Consider the following 22,853-nt stretch of genomic DNA (forward strand, 5'->3'; position numbering starts at 1 on the left):
GATATGCAGAAAAAAAGAATGTTTCAATGGCTGTTGCTAGGTCTGCTGTTAGTAACCGGGTTCTTCCCATATAGAGGCTATGCTACTGATCCTGAGACTGTGACGTTTATCTTACACAAGAGAGTCCTTGTAGATGAGTCGATCACAGATCCACAGACCTCTCCATCAAATGGCAGACAATTGACAGAAGATGAATTGGCTAACTTAAATGGCCTTGGTCTGAGTGTTCCTTATAATGGCGCCACGTTTCATGTCTATCATTTGACGGATTACTATCTTCAAGCACAAGAAGATGCGCAAGCTTTAGCTAAACGCTTGGGACAGATGAACCCGATCCAAATCGAACAATTTATTGCAGAGCAGCAATTAGAAGAAGTGACAGGTAGTCCTGTCCTAACGCAGACTCATGCTGAATTTGGCGAAGGAGTGGGTGTGGTCGATGTTCCCAGAAAGCACAACGGTCACTATGGAATTTATCTGATCGTTGAGGATCATTCCCAGCAAACTAGTTATTTCAATGTGACAAATGCTGCACCGATAATGATTGGCTTGCCTCTAATGGACCCATTAAATGAAGTAGAGCTGACTCAGATTCATCTTTATCCTAAAAATGCTGGGTATTTTCGACAACCGTATTTTTACAAATATGGCAAAGAAGAAGACAGTGAGCAGACCGAACCTCTCGAAGGTGTGATTTTTTCCCTGTTTCGTTATAACGAAGCTGGGGAAAAAATCTATTTAGCACAAAATCAGGAGGCGTTAGGGGATGTGTGGAAACAAAGTGATGATCCCTTAAATGATGAAGCAATCGCAACCTTCATCTCTGATGCTGCAGGGCGTGTCAAGATAGCAGACCATTTTTTGATCGGTGGTGAATACTATTTTGAAGAATTGCAAACTCTTCCGGGGTATGAGATCAGTGAAGAAAATCGGCAGATTCCATTATTTATCCCAAATACTTGGAAAAATGAATCAGGTGAGTTTTTATTCATGACCCTTAATGAACAAAAAATGTCGGAACCTTTTTCTGATGAACAGGACGAATCGGTAGAGAAAGGACCTAGAATCTATAATATTTCACGAGCAGGAGAGTCTCAAAAGGACGATGATCTGCCAACAGATGATGGGAGTGGACAAGGAGGGACAGCGACAGGGACGGAACAGCTATTTAATCGTCTGTTACCACGTACTGCAGAAATGAGACAAGCGCTAGCTATTTTAGGCATTGCGTTGTTATTACTGGCTTACTTGTTAAGGAAGTACATGAACAAAACTAGGAGGGAAGAAGATGACTGAAAGTAAAAAGAATAAATTCAGGATATTCGTGATGCTTGCTACGTTGTTGTTTTCGGCATTCAGTCTTTTAGGAATGAGTCTTCCAGTAGCAGCAGCCCCAGAGCATGTGAATGTCACGCTTCATAAACGTGTTTGGCAGGATGAGATCCCGAAAGAAGCTTATCAACAAAATACTGGTGAACTAATGGAAAACTTTGGCGGTGATCCGTTAGACGGAGTGACATTTTCTGTCTATGATGTCACAGAACAATATTTTCGTTCTATCAGAGAGGATGGGAAAACAGCACGAGAAGCCTTGGAAAGAATCCAGTCTGATGCGGCTCTATATAAAAGAGCCCCTGATTATGCCAGTGGCCCTTCGCAGACTCAAGTGACAGCAACAGCAAGTGGCGAGACCGATCCAAACAGACAGGGGATTGCGGTCTTTGACCAATTACCTCGAAAAGATGCCCAAGGTAGAGATGCTGTTTATCTCTTTGTCGAAGAAGAATCACCAGCGAATATATATGAAATGGCATACCCACTACTTTTGGCTTTGCCAGTCTATGCTGGTGATGGAGAACTAACAGAGATCCACCTCTATCCTAAAAATATTTTGAAAGAACATTCGAAAACTTTAGTAGATAGCGGTCGGTTTAATGAAGTAACAATCACTCAAGAGGGGAATCAAGTAACCTACTATGATGTTGGAACAGATGACATCTTAAATTATCTGTTGACGGTTGCTGTTCCCCGTGACTTAGGTAACAAAGCATTTTTCGAAATCACGGATACACCAACTAATGGGTTGCGACTAACGACCCCTGATTCAATCGAAGTATTGATTGATGGTGTAGCGGTACCTAGTAGTTATTTTACGATTGATACAGCTACTCCGAATGGTGGGTTTACGATTACTTTCCACATTGACAATGAGGAAGTGGTTGAATTATTACAAGGAAAAACGCTCACGATTTCTTATGACATGTCGCTCACGGGTGATGCAATCACTCAACTATCTGATAATACCGCCACAATCGATTTTGGCTCGGATCCTACGATCTTAGATGGACCAAAAGTCAAGACGAATGAGCATCAATTTAGAAAGATCAATAGTCATGATGGTAATCCATTAAGTGGGGCGGTCTTTCGGATTTTTAAAGATTCTGATGGTCAAGTATTGTACGCACGTCTGAATGAAGAGAATGTCTTGATTGGTTGGGATGATGTCGGGACAGAAATAACCTCAGGACCAGATGGCTATTTTGATATTCGGGGCTTTAAAGCGGGAACCTACACGTTGGAAGAGGTGACGGCTCCAAGTGGTTACGTCATTTTAGATCCTTATACCACTTTTGAAATTGATTCAACTGCTTCAGAGACACTTTTAGTCACGATTGAAAACCAACCTCAAGGGCTTTTACCGGAAACCGGTGGTATGGGTATCTATATTTTCCTGCTGATCGGGGGACTGATTCTCTTAGCAGCTTATGTGGTGTACCGACAAACGAAAAAAAGCCAATGTAAACAGGTTTTGAAGGAGGGAATATCCAATGTCCCAAAAACAGCGACCAAAAAAGTGGCTTCGGATCGTGATGTATCTCCTTTTTTTAACAGGTGGGTTAATTGCGAGTTATCCTTTTTATGTCAATGCCTTCAACCAACTCGTTGATCATTATCGCATCAATGAGTCTCAAAAAACAAAAGCAGAACAGCAACAGGCACGAGAAAGAGCCAAAAAGTATAATCAAGAACTAGCAGAAAGAGGCATGGGAGCGATCACGCTCCCAACCTATACTGGTCGGAAAGAAGCGGACCTCGCTAATTATTTAGCGAATCACTTGATTGGTTCGATCCAAATCCCTAAGATTAGGGTCAGTGTTCCGTTGTTTGACCATGCAAGCCCGACGATTCTCCAATATGGTGCTGGTGTTTTGGAAGGGACGTCCTACCCTACTGGTGGTAAAAATAACCATAGTGTGATCTCAGCCCATAGTGGGATTCCTGAAAGAAAACTTTTTACGGATCTTGATCAACTGGAGTTGGAAGATATTTTCATTATCACCTATGCAGAAGAAAAGTTGGCCTATGAAGTGAATGACATCACTATTGTGTCACCTGATGATGTTAGCTCTCTAAAAATTTATCCAGAGGAAGATCTCGTGACTTTAGTTACCTGTACACCGTATATGATCAATTCCCATCGATTATTAGTCAGAGGACATCGAGTGCCTTATACAGAAGAACTAGCCCAAAAAGAAGCCGACGCAGAACAAAGACAATGGTGGCTCAATCTCATGATCTTACTCATTTTATTGCTCTTTGTAGGAAGTCTATCCCTGTTCATTCTGCGAGTCATACGTGAAAAACCAATAGAATAGAAAAAGAGATGCTTGTTTACTTGCAGAAACCCAAAATGATAAAAAGTCCATAACCATAGAAAGCTTAGTGAAAACTTTCTAGTTATGGGCTTGTTTATATTCGTCAATTAACAAAACTGTCCAAAAAACATTGATGAGCCATAAAGAAGCGAATGGAGTAATTGAACAAAGCCAATTATTTCAACATTTTTTCTTCTCCACACAATACAAAATCGGTGGATTGTTTTTTTGATTAATAAATTGATAGTTTAAAACATTATACTGATCTTGAGGGAGCCTTTGACAAAACTGTTGTACCATATCCAGTTCTGATTTCCCACCTTCATGACCATAGTAGACGACGATAATCATGCGTCCTCGAGGGGCTAAACGTTTCAGTATCTCTTCCATTGCGATTTTCGTTGTTTCAGGTAAAGTGATGATTGCTTTATCACTCTTAGGAAGATAACCTAGATTGAAAATCCCTGCTTTGATTGGTTGCTCTGGAGCCACAACATTCCCCAGTGTCTCATGACCTTGTAAATAAAGAGAGACTCGATCGGTCAATGCTTGTTCAGCGAGTTTTTCTTTCGTGGATTGCAAGGCAGCAGGTTGGATATCAAAACTGTAAACATGTCCGGTCTTCCCGACCAATTCAGCCATAAAAAGCGTATCGTAGCCATTACCCATGGTGGCATCAATAGCATGGTCACCTGGTTGCAGGATTTCTGTTAATAACGTATGGCTAAAGTGTAAAGCAGTTTGTAACATTAGCAACGCACTCCTTTACGAACATCAAATTTTCCTTGATAACTATTGCGACGAACCAATTCTTCATCTATCGCATTCAAGACTTCCCACTTTTTCAAACTCCACATTGGTCCGATCAACGAATCCCAAGGGGCATCACCGGTAAGCCGATGGATAATGATTTCTTGAGGGATCATTTCCAATTGATCACAAATCACATTGACATAATCAGGACGGGTCATCAGTTGCAAACGACCTTCATGGTAATCACGAAGCATCCTTGTTTTGCGCATCAAGTGCATTAAGTGAAGCTTGATTCCTTGGATATCTGAATCAAGGATCGTACGTCGGACATTTTCACGCATCATTTCTAATGTTTCACCAGGTAAACCGTTGATTAAGTGAGTGCAGACACGAATGCCATGTTTTCGTAATTTATTCACACCATCAAGGTAAGTTTGGTAGTCATGTGCGCGATTGATCAGTGTAGAGGTTTCTTCAAAAGTCGTTTGTAATCCTAATTCGACCCACAGATAAAGCCGTTCATTTAGTTCTGCGAGATAATCCACGACCGCATCTGGTAAGCAGTCTGGGCGAGTACCAATCGACAACCCGACAACACCAGGAAGGTTGATCACTTGTTCAAAACGCTCGCGAATGATTTCTACAGGTGCATGAGTATTCGTGAAATTTTGGAAATAAACGATATATTGGGTTACCCCTGGCCATTTTTGATGCATCATATCGATTTCTTTATGGAACTGAATAGGTAATGGGTCTTCGGGAGCGACGATCATATCACCTGATCCAGAAACACTACAAAAAGTACAGCCCCCGTGAGCCACTGTACCATCACGATTGGGGCAGTCAAATCCTCCATCGATTGGCACTTTGAAAATTTTCCCGCCAAATTCATTTCTTAACGCATAATTCCATGAGTGGTAGCGTTTATTTCCATCTGAATATGTAAATTCCATTGTTATCCTTCTTTCTTAATGGTGCTAAATTCATCACTTTCTTCTACTCGTATTGAACGATTCAGATCATTATACCTGATGAATGACGCAAAATCTAAGCACTTTATAACGAGAATCGTTCTTAGAATCAAGTAAAGAGACAGATTAACTAATCATCAAAGAAAAAAGTTAACTGTCTCTCCACAATTTTTTATTGATTTGGATGATTTGTAACAAAAGTTCTCACTAAAAAATACTTGTGTGAGATCAAGACGTTTTCTGCGTGTTTAGCCATTTTTCTTTTTGGGTTCGATAAATTGGATACGTGAAGCATAACCACGAGAGGCTAAGTAAAAAGCCACCTAGAATATCACTTGGAAAATGAACGCCTAAATAAATACGGCTAATCCCAACACTTACTATAATAAACGCTAGAAGTATTTGAATCAATGGACGAAAGACCTTTTTTTGAATAATGACAGGAATTAGAAAAATCAGTGTACCATATAAAATCATACTACCAGCTGCATGACCACTAGGAAAACTGTAACTGTGCTCTACCACAAGGTGTTCAAGGGTTGGGCGAACGCGCATCACGAATAGTTTGATCACAGGATTGATGATCCCAGCAATGGCAATAAAATTAACCGCTAACCAAATCATTTCAGGTCTTTTTTTCTTCCACCATAACAAAAATGAAACCAGCAAGAAGACTAAGATGACCGTGAGTGGATTGCCAAATTTTGTCATAAACAGCTGATAAGCATTCCAATGGGGGTAGGGAGCGCGGATCATTTCTGTTATTGATTGATCAAATCCCGCCAGTAAAGAAATACGGTATTTGACAATGTAGCCTAAGACTAAAAAGAGCAGTAAAAAACAAGCTCCAGCTACATGAAAAGTTGTACGTTGCTTCATAAATATCCTCCTTTTCAACAATGACTCATTATAGCATTATTCGCTCTATAAATAATATCCATAATTATTTATAGAATCGAGCACTTAATCAAAAAATAAAAAAGGTATTTTATTTGTAAATCACTTTGTAATCTCCTAGACATTTTCAAGTAATATAACTGACATACTTTGACTGGGAAAGTTTAAATCGATTATTTGTTAAAAGTCGTTAAAATCAAGCGGGGAAAGGTGCTATTTTTTTCTCAGTGTTGAACATTACGAAAGGTTACAGTCTGATTACAATAAGCAGTCACACACTTAAATAACTTTTAATAAAGATTAAGAGAAGTTATAATTATTATAATAGTATAGAAATTGTAGATAGAAGTTGGAGGATAGAAGATGGAAAACATTGCAAGAAAAGAACGTAGACGTTTAAATGAAACCAAACGTTTTCGTAAAGTAAAACGTAGTGCTGCACTTGTCGGTACGGCGATGGTCGGCTGTTCTGTGGCAGCGCCATTGATTCAGCCTGTACAAGTAGATGCTGATCAAACCCCCACACAATTCGGTGCCAGAATCAATACAGCAGCGTTTATTGCTGAGATTGCTACGTATGCACAACCAATTGCTCAAGCCAACGATTTATATGCCTCAGTCATGATTGCTCAAGCAGTCGTCGAAAGTGGTTGGGGAAGTAGTGCCTTGTCACAAGCACCTTACTATAATCTATTTGGGATTAAAGGAAGTTATCAAGGTCAAACTGTTTATATGGATACACTCGAATATCTTAACAATAAATGGGTATCTAAAAAAGAACCTTTCCGTCAGTACCCTTCTTTTGCAGAGTCATTTAATGACAATGCCTATGTTTTAAGAAATACCTCTTTTGGTAATGGCTATTATTATGCAGGTACTTGGAAAAGCAATACTAAATCTTATACTGATGCTACTGCTTGTTTGACAGGTCGTTATGCAACTGATCCAGGGTATGCTGGAAAACTAAACAATATTATTACAACCTATGGATTGACCAAATACGATACACCAGCTAGCGGCAACGCTGGAGGCGGTGTAACGATTGGAAATGGCGGGAATACGGGAAATACATCCAATTCTGGAAGTACTAGTGGGAACTCAGGCGGTTCTGCAACTACGACTGGTACGACTTATACCGTCAAATCAGGAGACTCCGTTTGGGGAATCTCTCATTCATTTGGAATCACGATGGCGCAGTTAATCGAATGGAATAATATCAAAAATAATTTTATCTATCCAGGACAAAAATTAACGATCAAAGGTGGCCAATCTGCAGGTTCTTCAACCACTAACACTGGTAATAATGCTTCTTCTGGAAATACTTCTGGCAACACGAATACGTCTGGCAGTACGGGACAAGCAACTGGTGCAAAATATACGGTTAAATCAGGCGATTCTGTTTGGAAAATTGCGAATGATCATGGGATTTCGATGAACCAACTGATCGAATGGAATAACATCAAGAATAACTTTGTTTATCCAGGTCAACAGTTGGTTGTTTCAAAAGGTAGTTCTTCAGCAAGCGGTTCTACTTCTAATACATCGACAGGTAATACATCTAGTAATACGGCAAATACAGGAAGTACTACTTCTGGAAGTACTTATACTGTCAAAGCAGGCGAATCGGTTTGGAGTGTTTCGAATAAATTTGGAATTTCCATGAACCAACTGATTCAATGGAACAATATTAAAAATAATTTTATTTACCCAGGGCAAAAATTGATTGTCAAAGGTGGTTCATCTTCAAGTAATGCGTCCACTTCGACAGCTAATAACAAGAACACCGCATCAAGCAATACCAGCTCAACTGCGACAGGGCAAGCGACTTATACTGTCAAGGCAGGCGAATCAGTATGGGGTGTTGCAAATAAAAATGGGATTTCCATGAACCAGTTGATTGAATGGAACAATATTAAGAATAACTTCATTTATCCAGGACAGAAATTGATCGTCAAAGGTGGAAGCAGTAAAGCAAGCGCAACAGCAACAATCAAACCAACAGCTTCAACGCCAGCTTCTACAACTCCAACGGCTTCTTCAACGGGTGATACGAAGTATACTGTCAAAGCAGGCGAATCGGTGTGGGGCGTTGCCAATAAACACCATATTACGATGGATCAGTTGATTGAATGGAACAACATCAAAAACAATTTTATTTATCCAGGACAAGAAGTCATCGTTAAAAAAGGCACTGCACAATCAACGCCAGCGAAATCAGATGAAAAAACCTATACCGTCAAAGCAGGCGAATCAGTATGGGGCGTTGCCGATAGTCATGGAATCACCATGAATCAATTGATCGAATGGAATAATATCAAGAATAACTTTATTTATCCGGGACAACAGTTGATCGTCAAAAAATAAGTAATGACACATGGCAGGAAATCAGTAAATGTGTGAAATAATATTTGAACTTGTAGCATTTATTTGTTACTATGAATCTACACTTTTGAGTAAATAAAAATCAACGCCTGAAAAGGAAGTAGTAAAAAGTCGAAAGTTTTAGAGAGCACATGGTTGGTGGAAATGTGTACGGACGCTTTTGAACTCGCCTTTGAGTTGCGCCTACTGAAATCACAAACAGAGTAAGTAGGAGCGGTGACGACCGTTACAACGTTTGAGGCCTTTGTGAAAAGGCAAAATTAGGTGGTACCACGTAGATTACGTCCTATAAAAAGAGCAATCTTTTTATAGGACTTTTTTGTTTTCTTCAGATGAAAAAAACAAAAAGGTGAGGCTAGACTTCACTAAACTTCGACAGATTGATGTGGAAGTACAAATAGATCAGGGGGATAGAAAATGAGTTATAACCATAAAGAAATCGAAAAGAAATGGCAAAAATACTGGGCAAAAAACAATACCTTCAATACCCATGATGATCCTGAAAAACCAAAGTTCTATGCGATGGATATGTTTCCATACCCATCAGGTCAAGGATTGCATGTTGGACATCCGGAAGGCTATACAGCAACAGATATCTTATCTCGTTTTAAACGCAGTCAAGGATTCAATGTCTTGCATCCGATGGGATGGGATGCGTTCGGACTACCAGCCGAACAGTACGCATTAGATACAGGAAATGATCCAGCTGAATTTACACAAAAAAACATTGAAACATTTCGTCGTCAAATCAATTCTTTAGGGTTTAGTTATGACTGGAATCGTGAAGTCAACACAACTGATCCAGAATATTACAAATGGACACAATGGATCTTTACAAAATTATACGAAAAAGGTTTGGCATATGAAGCAGAAGTAGCAGTTAACTGGGTACCTGAACTTGGTACGGTGATCTCTAATGAAGAAGTGATCGATGGAAAAAGTGAACGTGGCGGCTACGATGTCGTCCGCAAACCAATGCGTCAGTGGATGCTGAAGATCACTGCATACGCAGATCGTTTACTTGATGATCTTGATTTAGTAGATTGGCCAGATAGCATCAAAGAAATGCAACGCAACTGGATCGGTCGTTCAGTAGGAGCAAATGTTGAATTTAAAGTTGCTGGAACAGATAAAACGTACACGATTTTTACCACACGACCAGATACACTGTTTGGCGCAACGTACTCTGTTTTAGCTCCTGAATTAGACTTGGTGCAAGAAATCACGACGCCAGAACAAAAAGCAGCAGTTGAAGCATACATCGAAGAGACAGCTAAAAAATCAGATTTGAAACGTACAGATCTAGCAAAAGAAAAAACGGGTGTCTTTACTGGAGCTTATGCAATCAATCCAGTTAATGGAAAAGAGATCCCGATCTGGATCGCTGACTATGTGTTAGCTTCTTATGGTACTGGAGCAATCATGGCTGTACCTGCTCACGATGAACGTGATTATGAATTTGCAAAAACCTTTGATTTAGAAATTCTTCCCGTGATCGAAGGAGGAAATATTGAAGAGGCTGCTTATACGGAAGATGGTCCTCATATCAACTCTGAATTTTTGAATGGCATGAATAAAGCAGAAGCCATTGCTAAAATGAATGAATGGTTAGAAGAAAATAGTTGTGGGAAAAAAGAGGTCAGCTATCGTTTACGTGACTGGTTATTCTCACGTCAACGTTACTGGGGGGAACCAATTCCGATCATTCATTGGGAAGATGGTACAGTCACAGCTTTACCAGAAGAAGAGCTGCCATTACGTTTGCCTAAAACGACTAATATCAAACCAAGTGGAACAGGAGAATCGCCACTGGCTAACATCGAAGAATGGGTGAATGTTGTCGATCCTGTGACTGGCAAAAAAGGTCGCCGTGAAACCAATACGATGCCACAATGGGCTGGAAGTTCTTGGTATTATTTACGTTATATCGATCCACATAATAAAACAGAATTAGCGAACTATGAGAAATTAGAACGCTGGTTGCCAGTAGACATCTACATTGGGGGAGCAGAACATGCCGTTCTTCACTTGCTGTACGCTCGTTTCTGGCACAAATTCTTATATGATATCGGTGTTGTACCTACAAAGGAACCATTCCAAAAATTATACAACCAAGGAATGATCTTGGGAGAAAACAACGAAAAAATGTCTAAATCACGTGGCAATGTCGTTAATCCAGATGATGTCGTGGCCAAATATGGCGCAGATACATTACGATTATATGAAATGTTTATGGGACCATTAGACGCATCGATTGCTTGGAGTGAAAATGGACTAGAAGGAAGCCGCAAATTCTTAGATCGTGTTTGGCGTTTGATCGTGGATGAAAACAATAAGATGCGTGATCGAATCACCACTTTAAATGATGGGAAATTAGATAAAGTGTATCATCAAACCGTCAAAAAAGTTACGGAAGATTACGAAAATCTTCACTTCAATACAGCCATCTCTCAATTAATGGTGTTTGTCAATGAAGCGTATAAAGTGGATGCACTACCTTATGAATATATCGAAGGATTTGTTCAATTGTTGGCACCGATCGCACCACACATGGGTGAAGAACTATGGGCAATCTTAGGAAATGAGGAAGGGATTTCTTATGCAGCTTGGCCAACTTATGATGAGTCAGCTTTAGTCGAAGATGAAATCGAAGTTGTCTTCCAAATCAATGGTAAGGTCCGAGGAAAAGCTAATGTTTCACGTGACTTACCAAAAGATGAACTTGAAAAAATAGCGATGAACAATGAAACGATCAAAGAAAACATTGCTGGCAAAACTGTTCGTAAAGTGATCGTTGTACCAAATAAATTAGTAAATATCGTGGCTAATTAAAAGCAGGAACAAGTGAATTATAAGAGATTGTTGAAGGAGCTTTCGATGAAACCCAGAGCCACTTTCAGAATGAAGAACAGATCATTAAAAACAATTTTGGCTGTTTCAGTATTTTAAGATGTTTTATAAGTCGCAATCAGTTCAGCAAGTTTATAACTGAATAAACAAAAAAGAGATTATGACAAAAGTGTCTAGCTCTGAGAAATAAGCCGGAAAAGAGGTTGAGCCATGTGTTGGCTCAACCTCTTTCTTCGGCTTATTTTCCGTTAGAGCTTGAAACACCGTGGATAAGATCGTGAAAGAGGCGGATAGCTCCGAGCAGATGCTTAAATACTATTTATTTGTCTTGGGTCGCTTCCTCTCAAACTCTTTTATAGAAAAATAAAGTGAAGAGAAACTAAAACAAAGAAAATATCAATTGAAGAGTTAGAAACATTCACCGAGTGGAAGTTTGCTGACGTTTTTTTTTGTGAATGACTATCCAAGATGAACAGTTATTTTTTGTTAGTTACAGAAGTGAAAAAAACAAAAAGTGTTTTATTAAAATTGCTTATGTCTCACAATATTTGCATCGTGATAACTTTTGAACGTAAACAAATGACACATTTTTTTAAAACATTGTTATTTTTATTTAGTTGGCATGTTTTCTTTTTTTTAATACCAAGCTATAGTATTACGCTATTTTGTTTTTTTTATTTTAGAAAAATGACAGGCCGATGAAACAACCACAAATCTGTTAAAAATTACCATTCTATCGGTAAAAAAAGGTTTTGTTCTAAGTGGATAATCGTAGATAATTTTAGTGTAGGTGTTTCATATGTTTTTGGAGGTGAGTATACGTAAGATTAAAATGAAAAATTTTTCTTTACATAGTGATTTTTGTTATGTTAATAGTCAAATAAACTATCATCTCATGAGCAAAAAAGTAACCTTTTACAAATATTAGGAACGTTCACACTAGGAATGTTCATAAGAAATAATAAAAATTTTGTTTATTTAATCTTTCCTTTTAGAGAATTTGAGCAAGGAAAAAGAGTGAGTGTATTAGTAAGAGAGGAGGACAGAAAATTTGAAAAGCAAGCATTTGCGAACGATAACAACCTCTTTGTTGTTGTTCCAAAATTGTCTTTATCCATTAACCGTTTTTGCTGAGGAAGCACCACCAGAACTAGATACGGAGTTTGTACAGGATTTACAAAATCAAGGGGAACAACCAGTGATGCAAGAACCTGTTTCACCTGAAACAGCTGCAAACGACTCAACAGAAGAGTCAATCGAGGTAGAAGAGCCAGTAGAAGAAAATACAGAGGAAATCGTAGAAGAAGCACCTGTAGTTGAGGAAGTACCGATCGTTGAAGAACAAGAAGCGGAAGAAGTACCAACTGAAACACCAACTGAACAGCCAACTGAAGTAACGGAACCTGTGATTCCATGGGAAGATCCTGTACCACCAGTCCTTCGACAAAGTGCTGAGTTAAGGAAGAATAGTTTACCAAACCTAGATAAATATCGACCTGATCTGATAGCAAATGGGAAAAAAAGTTATATTGAGAAAACGTTAGCGACACAGATTAATCGCACTATTATGTTGGGAGCTGCCGTTGGTTCGAAGACTTCCTTTACTGTGAATGTGCCTACCTATGAGAAGGTCACTCAAGATAAAGATCATGGTTGGATTTCTTGGATAGCAAGTAATCTAACCACAACGGATGATTATCCATACGATACGATGTATTATGGGAATCATTCATCTTACCGCGGAACGTATACGTTAACGATTCCATCTGATCAAAGTGTCAATGGGTACCAAGTGACGGTTACGAAGCCGAGTATTTCTTCTTATGCCGCATCTTTTACCGTCACGATCACTAGGCTGGCATCGACCAGTGCAAAAGAAGATCGATTAGTACTTAACGGAGACGTGAAACTAGGGACGACGGCTGTAGCCTCCCAATACTCTGTTTTAGACTCGATCCCGATCGAAGATGTTTCGTATGTCAATGCTTTGCTGGGAACGATTACAGTGAAGAAAGAGCAACCTGAATTTGAGATCAAAAATGAAGTGACCGTTGAAGCACAAAGAGGAAAAGAACTATCTACGAGCATCCTAAAATCGTGGTTTTCTACGATATCGGAGAATTCAGGGAATTATGACTATAGTCTGTCTTCCGGACCGGCAGAATGGGCACCTGGAGCAACTGGAAAAGCTACAGTTATTGTCAAAAATAAAACAACGAATAACACGCAAGAATTTACGACTAACTATACTGTTGTAGATACTACTGCACCAAAATACACAGTAATCAGGGATGCACCATTGGAGGCTAGACGAAAAGGGAGTCTCACTGATGAAGAACTAAGGAGTATATTTGAAAAACTAGAAGATAACTGGAGTAAACCGGAGGATCTCCAGATTGAGTTATTTGATTATAACGGTTCCAACGTTCCTTGGGAGATTGCTGGGACTCAACCAGATGTTGAAATTGTCAAGGTACGTGTGACCGACCAAGCAGGGAATGCTGCTACGGGAAGTGGTTATCGTATCCAAGTGGTTGATACTACGCCTCCTGATGGGAAACTAAAAGACAAAATCGTGATTGAACAAGGAATGGAACTGAAAGATTTAAGAGATTTACTAGAGGGTGATCCAACCGACAATTGGTCCTTGCCAGAAAAAATCAGTCTTTCGTTGGCTGTTGATGGCGGCAAGCAAGTCTCGGAATTACCTAGGGGAGAGCATAAATTTACGCTAACCTTGACGGATGAGGCTGGAAATACTAAAGAGCTCAAAGGTACGTTACACGTCGGTGATGCGTTTAAAATCAAATCGGAAGTGGTTGTCCAAGCACAAAGAGCCAAAGAGCTATCAACTGAAATTCTCAAAAGCTGGTTTGAACAATTACCAAACAATCCTGACAGTTATGACTATCGTCTGTATTCCGGACCGGCAGAATGGGCACCAGACACTAACGGACAAGCAACAGTCGCTGTCACAAATAAAGCAACGAATGAAACAAAAGAATATGAAACGAAATACTCCGTCGTAGACACTAAAGCACCCACCGCAACACTTAAAAAAGAGATCGTGTTTGAAGCAAGGCGTACAGGTGCGCTCACGCAAGCAGAACTACGAGAACTGTTGATTGAGAGTGATCTGCAAGATAATTGGAGTTTACCAGAAAAGATTACGATCGGATTGACTAACATCGGATCCGCAAATGAACCGTTTGAACTTGTTGGAAAGGCACCAAGTATGTACAGTAATATTTTTATTACCTTAACAGATGAAGCAGGAAATACGAGTCGATACATGAAAAATATTTCAGTCGTTGACACGCAAGCACCAGAGGGCAAGCTTAAGGAGTCACTGTTTTTTGAAAAAGGCAGTAAAGAGCCAGATTTACGAGAGTTATTAGATGGCGAACCCACCGACAACTGGTCGCTACCAGAAAATATCAAACTTGCGTTAAGCTTCAAGGACGGCAAGCAGTTTTCAGAATTACCTGAAGGGGCGCACGAGTTTACGTTAACCTTGACGGATGAAAGAGGAAATGCTAGAGAACTTAAGGGTAAGTTGTACATCGGTGAACGGTTTGAAATAAAGTCTGAAGTGGTTGTTGAAGCACAACGAAGCCAAGAATTATCTCGGACGATTCTAGAATCATGGTTTGATAAACGACCAAAAGATACCGATGATTATGAGTATCGTCTGACTAATGGACCGAAAGAATGGGCACCTGGAGCAACTGGAGAAGTAACAGTTGCTGTCAAAAACAAAACAACGAATCACACGCAAGAACTTACTACTAAATATACAGTAGTAGATACGAAGGCACCGACAGCAGAGTTTGAACGGAGTGTTTCATTTGAAGCAAGACGTACAGGCAGTCTTAGCCGAGAAGAGTTAATGAGTGTGATTAAAGAAGGGACTTTACAAGATAATTGGAGTTTACCAGAAAAGATTACGATTGGGCTGGAGGATCTTCAAGGAGGAAAGTTTGAAATTGCTGGGAAAGTGCCTTCAGCTACTGCGTATGTTGTAGCCTCTGTTCTAACAGACGAAGCAGGAAACCAACAACACTTTTCACCTATAAATCTATTGATCGAGGATACAACACCTCCAGAAGGAAAGCTAAGAGATTCACTTGTCTATGAGCAAGGAAGTGAAATGCCGGATTTACGAGAGTTGTTAGATGGCGATCCAACTGACAATTGGTCCTTACCAGAAAATATCCGACTTGAGTTAACTTTCGAGAACGGCTTAGAATTTTCTGAGTTGCCTGCAGACGATCATCGATTTACGCTGAAATTGATTGATGAATTTGGCAATAAAACAGAACTAGACGGAATATTGACGATTACATCTAACGCACAATACATCGATGTCACCATTCCTGCACGTATGAGTTTTGTACAGGAGGATATTCTAGCTGGTATCGCTTCACCAAATTATGAGATCAAAAATAATTCCAACCGTCCGGTATCCGTTTATGTGGATGCCATGACTAGTCTTGAAGAAACCGAACGATTAACTGAACTGACATTAGGTTTGCAAAATACGGATCATGAACAAGAGGTAGTTTTAGTATCAAATGGTCAAAATCTATCAGAAACCGTCGAACTTGTCACTTTAACAAGTGAACAGAATGCTTATGAGTTCTCTTTCTTTGGAACAGCAGGTGATAACATCTTGTCGGAAACATTAGATGCTCCAATCAGACCTAGTTACTTGATGCAGTTGCATTTTAAAACACCATGAGATATAGACCTATTCAAAAGAGATCGTGAAAGCATCGGATAGTTCCGAAAACAAACAGAAAGAATTTTTTAACCAACTAAAAAAGAAACTGAGGCAAGTTTTAGCTCAGTTTCTTTTTTTGTATGTTTTTTCTTCCTAATCGATACGGAAGTATTTCTTTTGTAAAGAAAACGTTTACAATCTATACTTTAAATAGAACGAAAAGGAAGGAGCAAATAAAATGAAAAAAGCATTGATTATTTGTGCAGCAGGGATGTCATCTTCTATGATGGCTTCTAAGACCACGGATCTATTCAAACAAAAGGGGGAAGAAATCGAAGTCGATGCGGTATCTGCGACAGAAGGCGATAAAATGATCAAGTCAAGCGACTTTGATTTATTTCTCATTAGTCCTCAAACCACGATGTTTTTAGATAAGTTTGTTAAACTAGGAAAAACGGTTGATAAACCTGTGGTTAGTATCCCCTTTCAAGCGTATGTTCCGATTCCCACAGGTATTCAGAAATTAGCGGAATTGATTGAAGAAAATATCTAACTAGGAGTGGATAAAGATGAAACAGATCGAAAAAGCATTGTTAGGGCTATTGATCAACTATCAAAAAAAATATATCACTAGTCATGAGCTTGCTTCTGAATTGTCTTTATCTGATCGAACAATCCGTAAATACATGGTTGATGTCAAAGAGAAAATTGAAAAAAACGGAGCAAAAATTATTGCCAAACAAGGACAAGGATATCAGTTGGCGATCTTAAAGCCTTTGGCATTTGCATTTTTTTTAAAACATCAAAATATCGCAGCTGATCAAGGCATGTCTGAAATGGAATTTTTTGAAACTGAAGATCGTCAAAAATATCTGTTAAATAAGTTATTGCTAGAAGATGAAGCCATTTTTATGGATGAATTAGAGTCGGAACTCTTTATCAGCCGTTCTAGTTTATCCAATGATCTAAATGAGATAAAGGCAAAAATTGAGCCCTATGCGTTAAAAATTTGTTCTAAACCACGACAAGGAATGTGGATCGAAGGATCAGAGCAAAACAAGCGCCATTTTATTATGGACACGTTTTTTGGTGATCAAGCAGCTAATTCTTTAAAAGATTATTTAGTGAACAGTCACTTTTTCAATGAATTCAATTTTGAAGAGGTTTTAATCATTATTTTAGATGAGATCCGAGAAGCAAATTTAAAAGTTTCTGATTTTATCATGCAAAATCTAGCATTACACCTAGCATTGACGATCAAGCGAATCAACGAAGGATTCCCCATTGAAGCTTTAGATTTTAGTGAAGAGTTAGTGGATCGCCGTGAATATCAAGTAGCAAAAAAGATCGTTCAACGAATGAATCGTGTGACAAAAGTACCTTTTCCAGAAGCGGAAATTCATTATCTGACATTGCATTTGGTTGCTAAGTCTAATCCCATCGAAAAAATAAATGATGAGCTGCTTTACGAGGAATTAGCAAGAGTGATTGAGCAGCTTGCCGACTTTTTTGGCGATTCACTGATTGAGGATCAACAATTAAAAAATGGTCTGCTTAATCATTTGACGCCAATGGTGGTTCGTCTACGGCAAGGGATTACTTTAGAGAATCCGTTGACTGAGGATATAAAAAAAGAAAATATGGTCGCCTTTGAACAGACGAAAAGAATATTTAGTCAAATGCCTATGTTACGACAATTCACGATCAATGAAGATGAATGGGCGTATCTTACCTTACACATCATGGCAGCTTTAGAAAAAGTCAGAACAGCGAAAAAAATACGGGTATTGATCATTTGTGCAACTGGTTATGGAAGTGCGCAATTGTTGAAGAATCGTGTGCTTGCTGAGTTTGGCGAAATGCTCTTAGTGACCAATGTCAAAGGTTATTACGAGATCAATGAAATGACTTTGATGGGCGTAGATATGATTATTTCATCAATCGATTTATCAACGATGATTTTTAAGATCCCCGTATTACATGTGAGTGTCTTTTTGAATCCACTAGATAGCCAAAAAATTCGACAGACGATTGCGGACTTACAACCTTGTCCGTCAAAAAGAATAAAAACTATTTGCACAGATTCTCCGAAAAAAAGACAGGATTATCATGGCCAGCTTTCTGAAAGATGGTACAAAGTCTATTCTGAAAGACCAACTAAAGAGACGGTGATTTTAGACCTACTCTCGCTTTTAGAAAAAGACGAAGTAAAAGATTATACCCTTGAAATGATGGCACAAATCAGCAAGCGAGAGAAAATGGGACAGATTGTCTTCAGTGAAACCGTTGCAGTCCCACATCCAGCTATTCCAGTAGGGGTCACGACAAAAATTGCAGTCGCAGTGATTCCGGAGGGGATGTTTTGGGATGATTACCAACAGATCAAATTTGTTTTTCTCGTGTCACCATCTTTTATTGAAAACGAAGAAATTACTATAGTGACAAAAGCAATTGTGCAATTAATTGATCGCACAGATTTGCAACAACAAATTTTAATTGAACCAACGTTTGAAAATTTTAGCAATCATTTTGACGAGGTGATTGAATAAGGAGGAATACGTGTGACTGGAAATATGACGAGTGAAGAATTACAAGTCATCGCTTTTGATATTATTTTGCATAGTGGAAATGCCCGAACATTGATTCATGAAGCCTTCAAACTTCTACGGCAAGGAGAAAAAGCGGAAGCAAGTCAACAATTAGATAAAGCAAATGAAGCTATTTTAGAAGCGCATAAAGCCCAGACAAACTTGCTAAAAGAATATGCAAGTGGGCAAAAAATCGAGATGGAGATCATCATGGTCCATGCCCAAGATCATTTAATGACAACAATGACCCTTTTAGAAGTCGCAAATGAAATGAGTTATTTGTATCAACAAAAAGCTTGAAAGAGGAGATTAAGGTGGATGAAACTAAGAAGCAACAATTAGCTTTAGAAAAGAAACAATTTAGTTTGAAAATCATGTACTTCAATCGTTATCTTGTGATTCGTTATTTGACAGCCTTTTTCTTTTTCATCAATCTTAATTGGCTAGTACTACTATTAATCGCAAGAAGCAGTGCCTGGCTACTGCCGCTTAGCTTGCTGGCTTTGATCGTTCCTGCTATCGGTGAACAAGTCATACTTTATCGTACGCACACGAACCGAGCACCTTGGACGAGCAATTATTTTAAGATTCAAGGAATGATGAACGTAGGAATCAGTGGCTTACTACTTACCCCATGGTATCGCTCATTTTTTCCATTTATGTCTAATGATCATAGCACCAAGCTATTTTTACTCGCATTATTTGTAAGCGGTATCTTTGTTTGTGGCTTTTGCTGGTTCCGCTTAGAAAAAATTGAACGTAATCAAGACCGTCAATATCAACGTGTTAAACAATATGAAAAGATTTCACAATTAGGGAAGGGGAGTAACTAATGTTTAAATTTTTGGAAAAGTATTTGATGGGACCGATGGGAAAAATTGCACAAATGAAAATCGTTCGGGCGGTAATGGCAGCAGGGATGGCTTCGATTCCATTTACGATTGTCGGGTCGATGTTTTTGGTTTTGAATATCTTACCTTTACCATTTCCATTTCTTGAAGGGTTTTTCAACGCTACATTTTTTAAAGTCAGTGATTTGTACATGATCATCAACACGATGACCATGGGGATTTTATCCATTTATTTTGCTATTGTTTTTGCTTATGAACTGACTTCAATCGAACGAGATGAACAAGGGTTGAATGTCAATCCTTTAACTGGTTCGCTGCTTGCGGTATTTGCTTTCTTCATGTGTATTCCGGAATTAGTGTTATCCGATGGGAAAGTAAGCTTGATCGCTAGTATCTCAGATACGGAAACTGTTGTGAACGGGATTCGGATGGGCTCATTTGTCGAGCGGCTAGGCACTTCCGGTATCTTTACAGCAATCATCATGTCATATATAGCTGTTGAATTATATTGCATCTGTGTCAAACGGAATTGGGTCATCAAGATGCCTGATGTAGTACCTCCAGGTGTTTCTCGTTCCTTTACAGCTTTGATCCCTACATTTGTGATTGGCTTCGTCGTGATGCTTGTTAATGGTCTGTTGGTTGTATTAGGAACAGATATCTTCAAAATGATTGCGATCCCATTCGGGTTTGTTACTCAATTAACGAACACATGGTTAGGGATCATGGTGATCTATTTCTTGATCCATGCACTATGGATCGTGGGTATCCACGGCGCCAATATCATTACTTCTTTCTTGACACCGATCGTATTAGCGAACATGGCAGCAAATGCACAGGGAGCGAATTTCCCGCTTGCTGGCGAATTTAATAATTCCTATGTAACAGTAGGAGGATCAGGGGCCACATTAGGATTGATCTTCTTCATTGCCTTTTTGGCTAAATCCGATCAATTAAAAGTACTAGGGAAAGCTTCACTAGTTCCAGGTATCTTTAATATCAATGAGCCAATTATTTTTGGGATGCCAATTGTTTATAATCCGTATCTGGCTGTTCCATTTTTCCTAGCACCGATGGCATCGGCTTCACTAGCTTATTTTGCCATTCGCTTCGAGATCGTTAAGCCAATGCTGGCGCAAATGCCTTGGCCTTCGCCAGTTGGTGTGGGCGCATTTGTCGGTAGTGGGGGAGACTGGAAGGCGGCTGTTTTAGCAGTATTATGTGCAATTTTAGCGTTCTTCATTTGGTTACCATTCATCAAATACTATGACAATAAACTATTGACTGAAGAAAGAGAAAAAGCAGCCGAATTAGCTGCGGAATAAAGCCATGTGATTTGCTTCAATTAATTCAATAAAAACAAAGATAGAAAACTACGATAAATGTGAAGCGACCTTCAAAAAATCTAATTTTTGGAGGTCGCTTCAATACGTTTCGCATCTCGTATTTTTTATTGTAAATAAGTGGTATTCATTGAAATACTCAGTCTTCAATCAGTTCTTTGACGACTTCATAATCGCCTTTATAAGGAACATCTATCCCATTGATTTTTTGATAAGGATCGACTCCTTTTCCAGCGACTACAACGGAATCTTCAGGATTGCTGATCGCTAATGCTTGTCTGATCGCTTCTGGACGATCCATTTCATAGTGAACCTCAAGCTCAGCATTAGTGATAGCTGCATTGATTTCTTCAGCGATTTTTTGTGGATCTTCAAACGCTGGATCATCCGCTGTTAAAAAGACGACGTCAGCCGTTTCTGATAATACTTTTCCGAAATCCTGACGGCGAGAAACTGCTTTGTTTCCGGGGCTACCTAGAACAACGATGACCCGACCCTTCGGATGTTCTTTTTTGGCAAATTCTAATAATGTTTTTAAACTGAGATAATTATGTGCATAATCGACATAAACATGACTGCCATTTTTTTGGATCAACTGATCCATCCGTCCAGGCACACGTGCTGCTTTGAGTCCTTTTTGGGCATCCTCGATGGAAGCGCCAGTCAACGCAGCCGCAATGATAGCACTTGCTGCATTTTCTTGGTTGAAATCACCGGCTAATTGGATCTCATAGTCTGCTTCGATATCAAGTTTTCCGTTGTGTTTGATCAAGTGAAAGGCATGGTTCCCTGAAGTTAAACTTTTTACTTCATAATCAGATTCGGCAGAACGTCCATAAGTGATGTAAGGGACGTTTGCTAACTCAGCCGTTTCCTGTAAAAGATCGAAATGATCACTTTCATGATCTAAAATCACAGTTTTAGAATTTAAAATCAGTTGACGTTTGCAATAGAAATAATCATCAAAAGTTGGATGTTCAATGGGGCTGATATGATCAGGAGAGATGTTCAGGAAGATTCCTACATCTAGCGTTAAACCATATACCCGTTGTGTTTTGTAAGCCTGTGAGGAAACTTCCATCACTAAGTGTGTCATACCGTTTTTTACCGCTTCCGCCATCATGCGATACAAGTCTAACGATTCAGGCGTTGTTAAATGGGATTTAAAAAAAGTTTGTCCATCTAAAGTCGTGTTCATTGTTGAAAGCAACGCTGTTTTGTTGTTTGTCGCATGATCTAAAATGGCTTTGGTAAAATAGGATGCTGTCGTTTTTCCCTTAGTTCCAGTGTAGCCGATCACTTGCAATTGTTTTTGGGGATACTGATAAAAAGCCATGGAAAGGATCGCCATCGCTTTGCGAATATCAGTCACGATGATACCAGTTGCTGTATTTTCGTAAGGCTGTTCAGCGACGTAGTAGCTCAAACCATTCGAGATCGCACTTGTTAAATACTCTTCTTTGAAATTCAGACCTTTACAAAAAAACAACGTCTCATGATCTACTTGGCGTGAGTCATAACTTAACTTTTTGAATACAAATTGCTCAGGAGCATCTAAATGCCAACCTTGAACAGAAACAAATTCTTTTAATAAATTTTCTTTGATCAATAATTTACGGATATCTTCTAAAGAGAAGCTCATTGAATCATCCCTCACTTTATTATTCATTGGGTTCTGATTTATTATAGCATACTTCAAAAGAGTTGCTAAAAAGGGAATCAGCTTTCTCAAAAGAGAATAGGAAAGAGAAAAAAACTCAAAACGACCGAACGTGTTGAGCTTTTTCTCTTTTTTATATAAAAATTGCTTGTTACTTGTCTAGCATTACTGACCTATCC

15 protein-coding genes and 1 other annotated feature are annotated in these 22,853 nt (G+C 39.1%); of the genes, 11 read left to right on the forward strand and 4 right to left on the reverse strand.

Annotation, left to right across the window (positions count from 1 at the left end):
• The first annotated feature begins 3 nt into the window (after positions 1-3).
• The 3 genes from EHR_RS05545 to EHR_RS05555 are packed head-to-tail and all read left to right on the forward strand — an operon-like array spanning position 4 to position 3,656.
• Positions 4-1,296 carry a pilin N-terminal domain-containing protein gene (locus EHR_RS05545; protein WP_010736964.1) on the forward strand — a complete coding sequence of 431 codons (1,293 nt, stop codon included), beginning with the start codon at positions 4-6 and terminating at the stop codon, positions 1,294-1,296.
• Complete coding sequence (locus tag EHR_RS05550) at positions 1,289-2,947, forward strand: SpaH/EbpB family LPXTG-anchored major pilin (RefSeq protein WP_014834419.1); 1,659 nt, start codon at positions 1,289-1,291, stop codon at positions 2,945-2,947. Before EHR_RS05545 ends, EHR_RS05550 begins: the two co-directional genes overlap by 8 nt.
• Positions 2,829-3,656 carry a class C sortase gene (locus tag EHR_RS05555; protein WP_010736966.1) on the forward strand — a complete coding sequence of 276 codons (828 nt, stop codon included), beginning with the start codon at positions 2,829-2,831 and terminating at the stop codon, positions 3,654-3,656. The genes EHR_RS05550 and EHR_RS05555 overlap by 119 nt, the downstream gene beginning before the upstream one ends.
• 180 nt (positions 3,657-3,836) lie before the next feature.
• Here EHR_RS05555 and mnmM read toward each other — a convergent pair whose 3' ends face one another.
• The 3 genes from mnmM to EHR_RS05570 all read right to left on the reverse strand — a co-directional run bounded on the left by mnmM (position 3,837) and on the right by EHR_RS05570 (position 6,259).
• A complete protein-coding gene (mnmM, locus tag EHR_RS05560; protein ID WP_010736967.1) occupies positions 3,837-4,406 on the reverse strand; it encodes a tRNA 5-(aminomethyl)-2-thiouridylate-methyltransferase MnmM in 570 nt (189 codons plus the stop codon).
• The gene (mnmL, locus tag EHR_RS05565) at positions 4,406-5,362 is read right to left on the reverse strand and encodes a tRNA modification radical SAM protein MnmL/YtqA (RefSeq protein WP_010736968.1); all 957 of its coding nucleotides are present in this window, start codon (positions 5,360-5,362) and stop codon (positions 4,406-4,408) included. Before mnmL ends, mnmM begins: the two co-directional genes overlap by 1 nt.
• A 246-nt stretch (positions 5,363-5,608) precedes the next feature.
• Positions 5,609-6,259, reverse strand: a complete 651-nt coding sequence (locus EHR_RS05570) for a phosphatase PAP2 family protein (RefSeq protein ID WP_010721028.1) — start codon at positions 6,257-6,259, stop codon at positions 5,609-5,611.
• Between the two features lie 381 nt (positions 6,260-6,640).
• On the opposite strand from EHR_RS05570, the gene EHR_RS05575 reads away from it, so the two are divergent.
• The 8 genes from EHR_RS05575 (at position 6,641) to celB (ending at position 20,996) form a co-directional block, all read left to right on the forward strand.
• Positions 6,641-8,641 (forward strand): muramidase-2, encoded by a 2,001-nt coding sequence (locus tag EHR_RS05575; RefSeq protein WP_010736969.1) that lies wholly within the window; start codon positions 6,641-6,643, stop codon positions 8,639-8,641.
• Positions 8,642-8,740: 99 nt separating this feature from the next.
• Positions 8,741-8,951 (forward strand) — a binding site (T-box leader).
• A 125-nt stretch (positions 8,952-9,076) separates the two neighbouring features.
• On the forward strand, positions 9,077-11,491 hold the full coding sequence (leuS, locus tag EHR_RS05580; protein WP_010736970.1) for a leucine--tRNA ligase: 2,415 nt from the start codon (positions 9,077-9,079) through the stop codon (positions 11,489-11,491).
• A 1,069-nt stretch (positions 11,492-12,560) separates the two neighbouring features.
• Entirely contained in the window at positions 12,561-16,250 is a 3,690-nt protein-coding gene (locus tag EHR_RS05585; RefSeq protein ID WP_010736971.1) for a hypothetical protein, read from the forward strand.
• A gap of 220 nt (positions 16,251-16,470) precedes the next feature.
• Positions 16,471-16,785 carry a PTS cellobiose transporter subunit IIB gene (locus tag EHR_RS05590; RefSeq protein ID WP_010736972.1) on the forward strand — a complete coding sequence of 105 codons (315 nt, stop codon included), beginning with the start codon at positions 16,471-16,473 and terminating at the stop codon, positions 16,783-16,785.
• 16 nt (positions 16,786-16,801) lie between these two features.
• Positions 16,802-18,781 (forward strand): BglG family transcription antiterminator, encoded by a 1,980-nt coding sequence (locus EHR_RS05595; protein ID WP_010736973.1) that lies wholly within the window; start codon positions 16,802-16,804, stop codon positions 18,779-18,781.
• Positions 18,782-18,805: 24 nt separating this feature from the next.
• Positions 18,806-19,120, forward strand: coding sequence for a PTS cellobiose transporter subunit IIA (locus EHR_RS05600; RefSeq protein WP_014834421.1), 315 nt, complete (start codon positions 18,806-18,808; stop codon positions 19,118-19,120).
• Positions 19,121-19,134: 14 nt separating this feature from the next.
• Entirely contained in the window at positions 19,135-19,653 is a 519-nt protein-coding gene (locus tag EHR_RS05605) for a hypothetical protein (protein WP_010736974.1), read from the forward strand.
• The gene (gene celB / locus EHR_RS05610) at positions 19,653-20,996 is read left to right on the forward strand and encodes a PTS cellobiose transporter subunit IIC (protein WP_010721020.1); all 1,344 of its coding nucleotides are present in this window, start codon (positions 19,653-19,655) and stop codon (positions 20,994-20,996) included. The genes EHR_RS05605 and celB overlap by 1 nt, the downstream gene beginning before the upstream one ends.
• A gap of 157 nt (positions 20,997-21,153) precedes the next feature.
• On the opposite strand, the gene EHR_RS05615 is transcribed toward celB, so the two are convergent.
• On the reverse strand, positions 21,154-22,656 hold the full coding sequence (locus EHR_RS05615) for a UDP-N-acetylmuramoyl-L-alanyl-D-glutamate--L-lysine ligase (RefSeq protein ID WP_010736975.1): 1,503 nt from the start codon (positions 22,654-22,656) through the stop codon (positions 21,154-21,156).
• Between the last annotated feature and the right edge of the window lie 197 nt (positions 22,657-22,853).

The organism is Enterococcus hirae ATCC 9790 (assembly GCF_000271405.2).
In the GTDB taxonomy this organism is placed as follows: domain Bacteria; phylum Bacillota; class Bacilli; order Lactobacillales; family Enterococcaceae; genus Enterococcus_B; species Enterococcus_B hirae.

What these genes read in the sequence shown, in the direction of transcription:
- EHR_RS05545 (WP_010736964.1), top strand. Translation starts at nt 4, where the DNA reads ATGCAGAAAAAAAGAATGTTTCAATGGCTGTTGCTAGGTCTGCTGTTA.
- EHR_RS05550 (WP_014834419.1), top strand. Translation starts at nt 1,289, where the DNA reads ATGACTGAAAGTAAAAAGAATAAATTCAGGATATTCGTGATGCTTGCT.
- EHR_RS05555 (WP_010736966.1), top strand. Translation starts at nt 2,829, where the DNA reads ATGTCCCAAAAACAGCGACCAAAAAAGTGGCTTCGGATCGTGATGTAT.
- mnmM (WP_010736967.1), bottom strand. Translation starts at nt 4,406, where the DNA reads ATGTTACAAACTGCTTTACACTTTAGCCATACGTTATTAACAGAAATC.
- mnmL (WP_010736968.1), bottom strand. Translation starts at nt 5,362, where the DNA reads ATGGAATTTACATATTCAGATGGAAATAAACGCTACCACTCATGGAAT.
- EHR_RS05570 (WP_010721028.1), bottom strand. Translation starts at nt 6,259, where the DNA reads ATGAAGCAACGTACAACTTTTCATGTAGCTGGAGCTTGTTTTTTACTG.
- EHR_RS05575 (WP_010736969.1), top strand. Translation starts at nt 6,641, where the DNA reads ATGGAAAACATTGCAAGAAAAGAACGTAGACGTTTAAATGAAACCAAA.
- leuS (WP_010736970.1), top strand. Translation starts at nt 9,077, where the DNA reads ATGAGTTATAACCATAAAGAAATCGAAAAGAAATGGCAAAAATACTGG.
- EHR_RS05590 (WP_010736972.1), top strand. Translation starts at nt 16,471, where the DNA reads ATGAAAAAAGCATTGATTATTTGTGCAGCAGGGATGTCATCTTCTATG.
- EHR_RS05595 (WP_010736973.1), top strand. Translation starts at nt 16,802, where the DNA reads ATGAAACAGATCGAAAAAGCATTGTTAGGGCTATTGATCAACTATCAA.
- EHR_RS05600 (WP_014834421.1), top strand. Translation starts at nt 18,806, where the DNA reads ATGACGAGTGAAGAATTACAAGTCATCGCTTTTGATATTATTTTGCAT.
- celB (WP_010721020.1), top strand. Translation starts at nt 19,653, where the DNA reads ATGTTTAAATTTTTGGAAAAGTATTTGATGGGACCGATGGGAAAAATT.
- EHR_RS05615 (WP_010736975.1), bottom strand. Translation starts at nt 22,656, where the DNA reads ATGAGCTTCTCTTTAGAAGATATCCGTAAATTATTGATCAAAGAAAAT.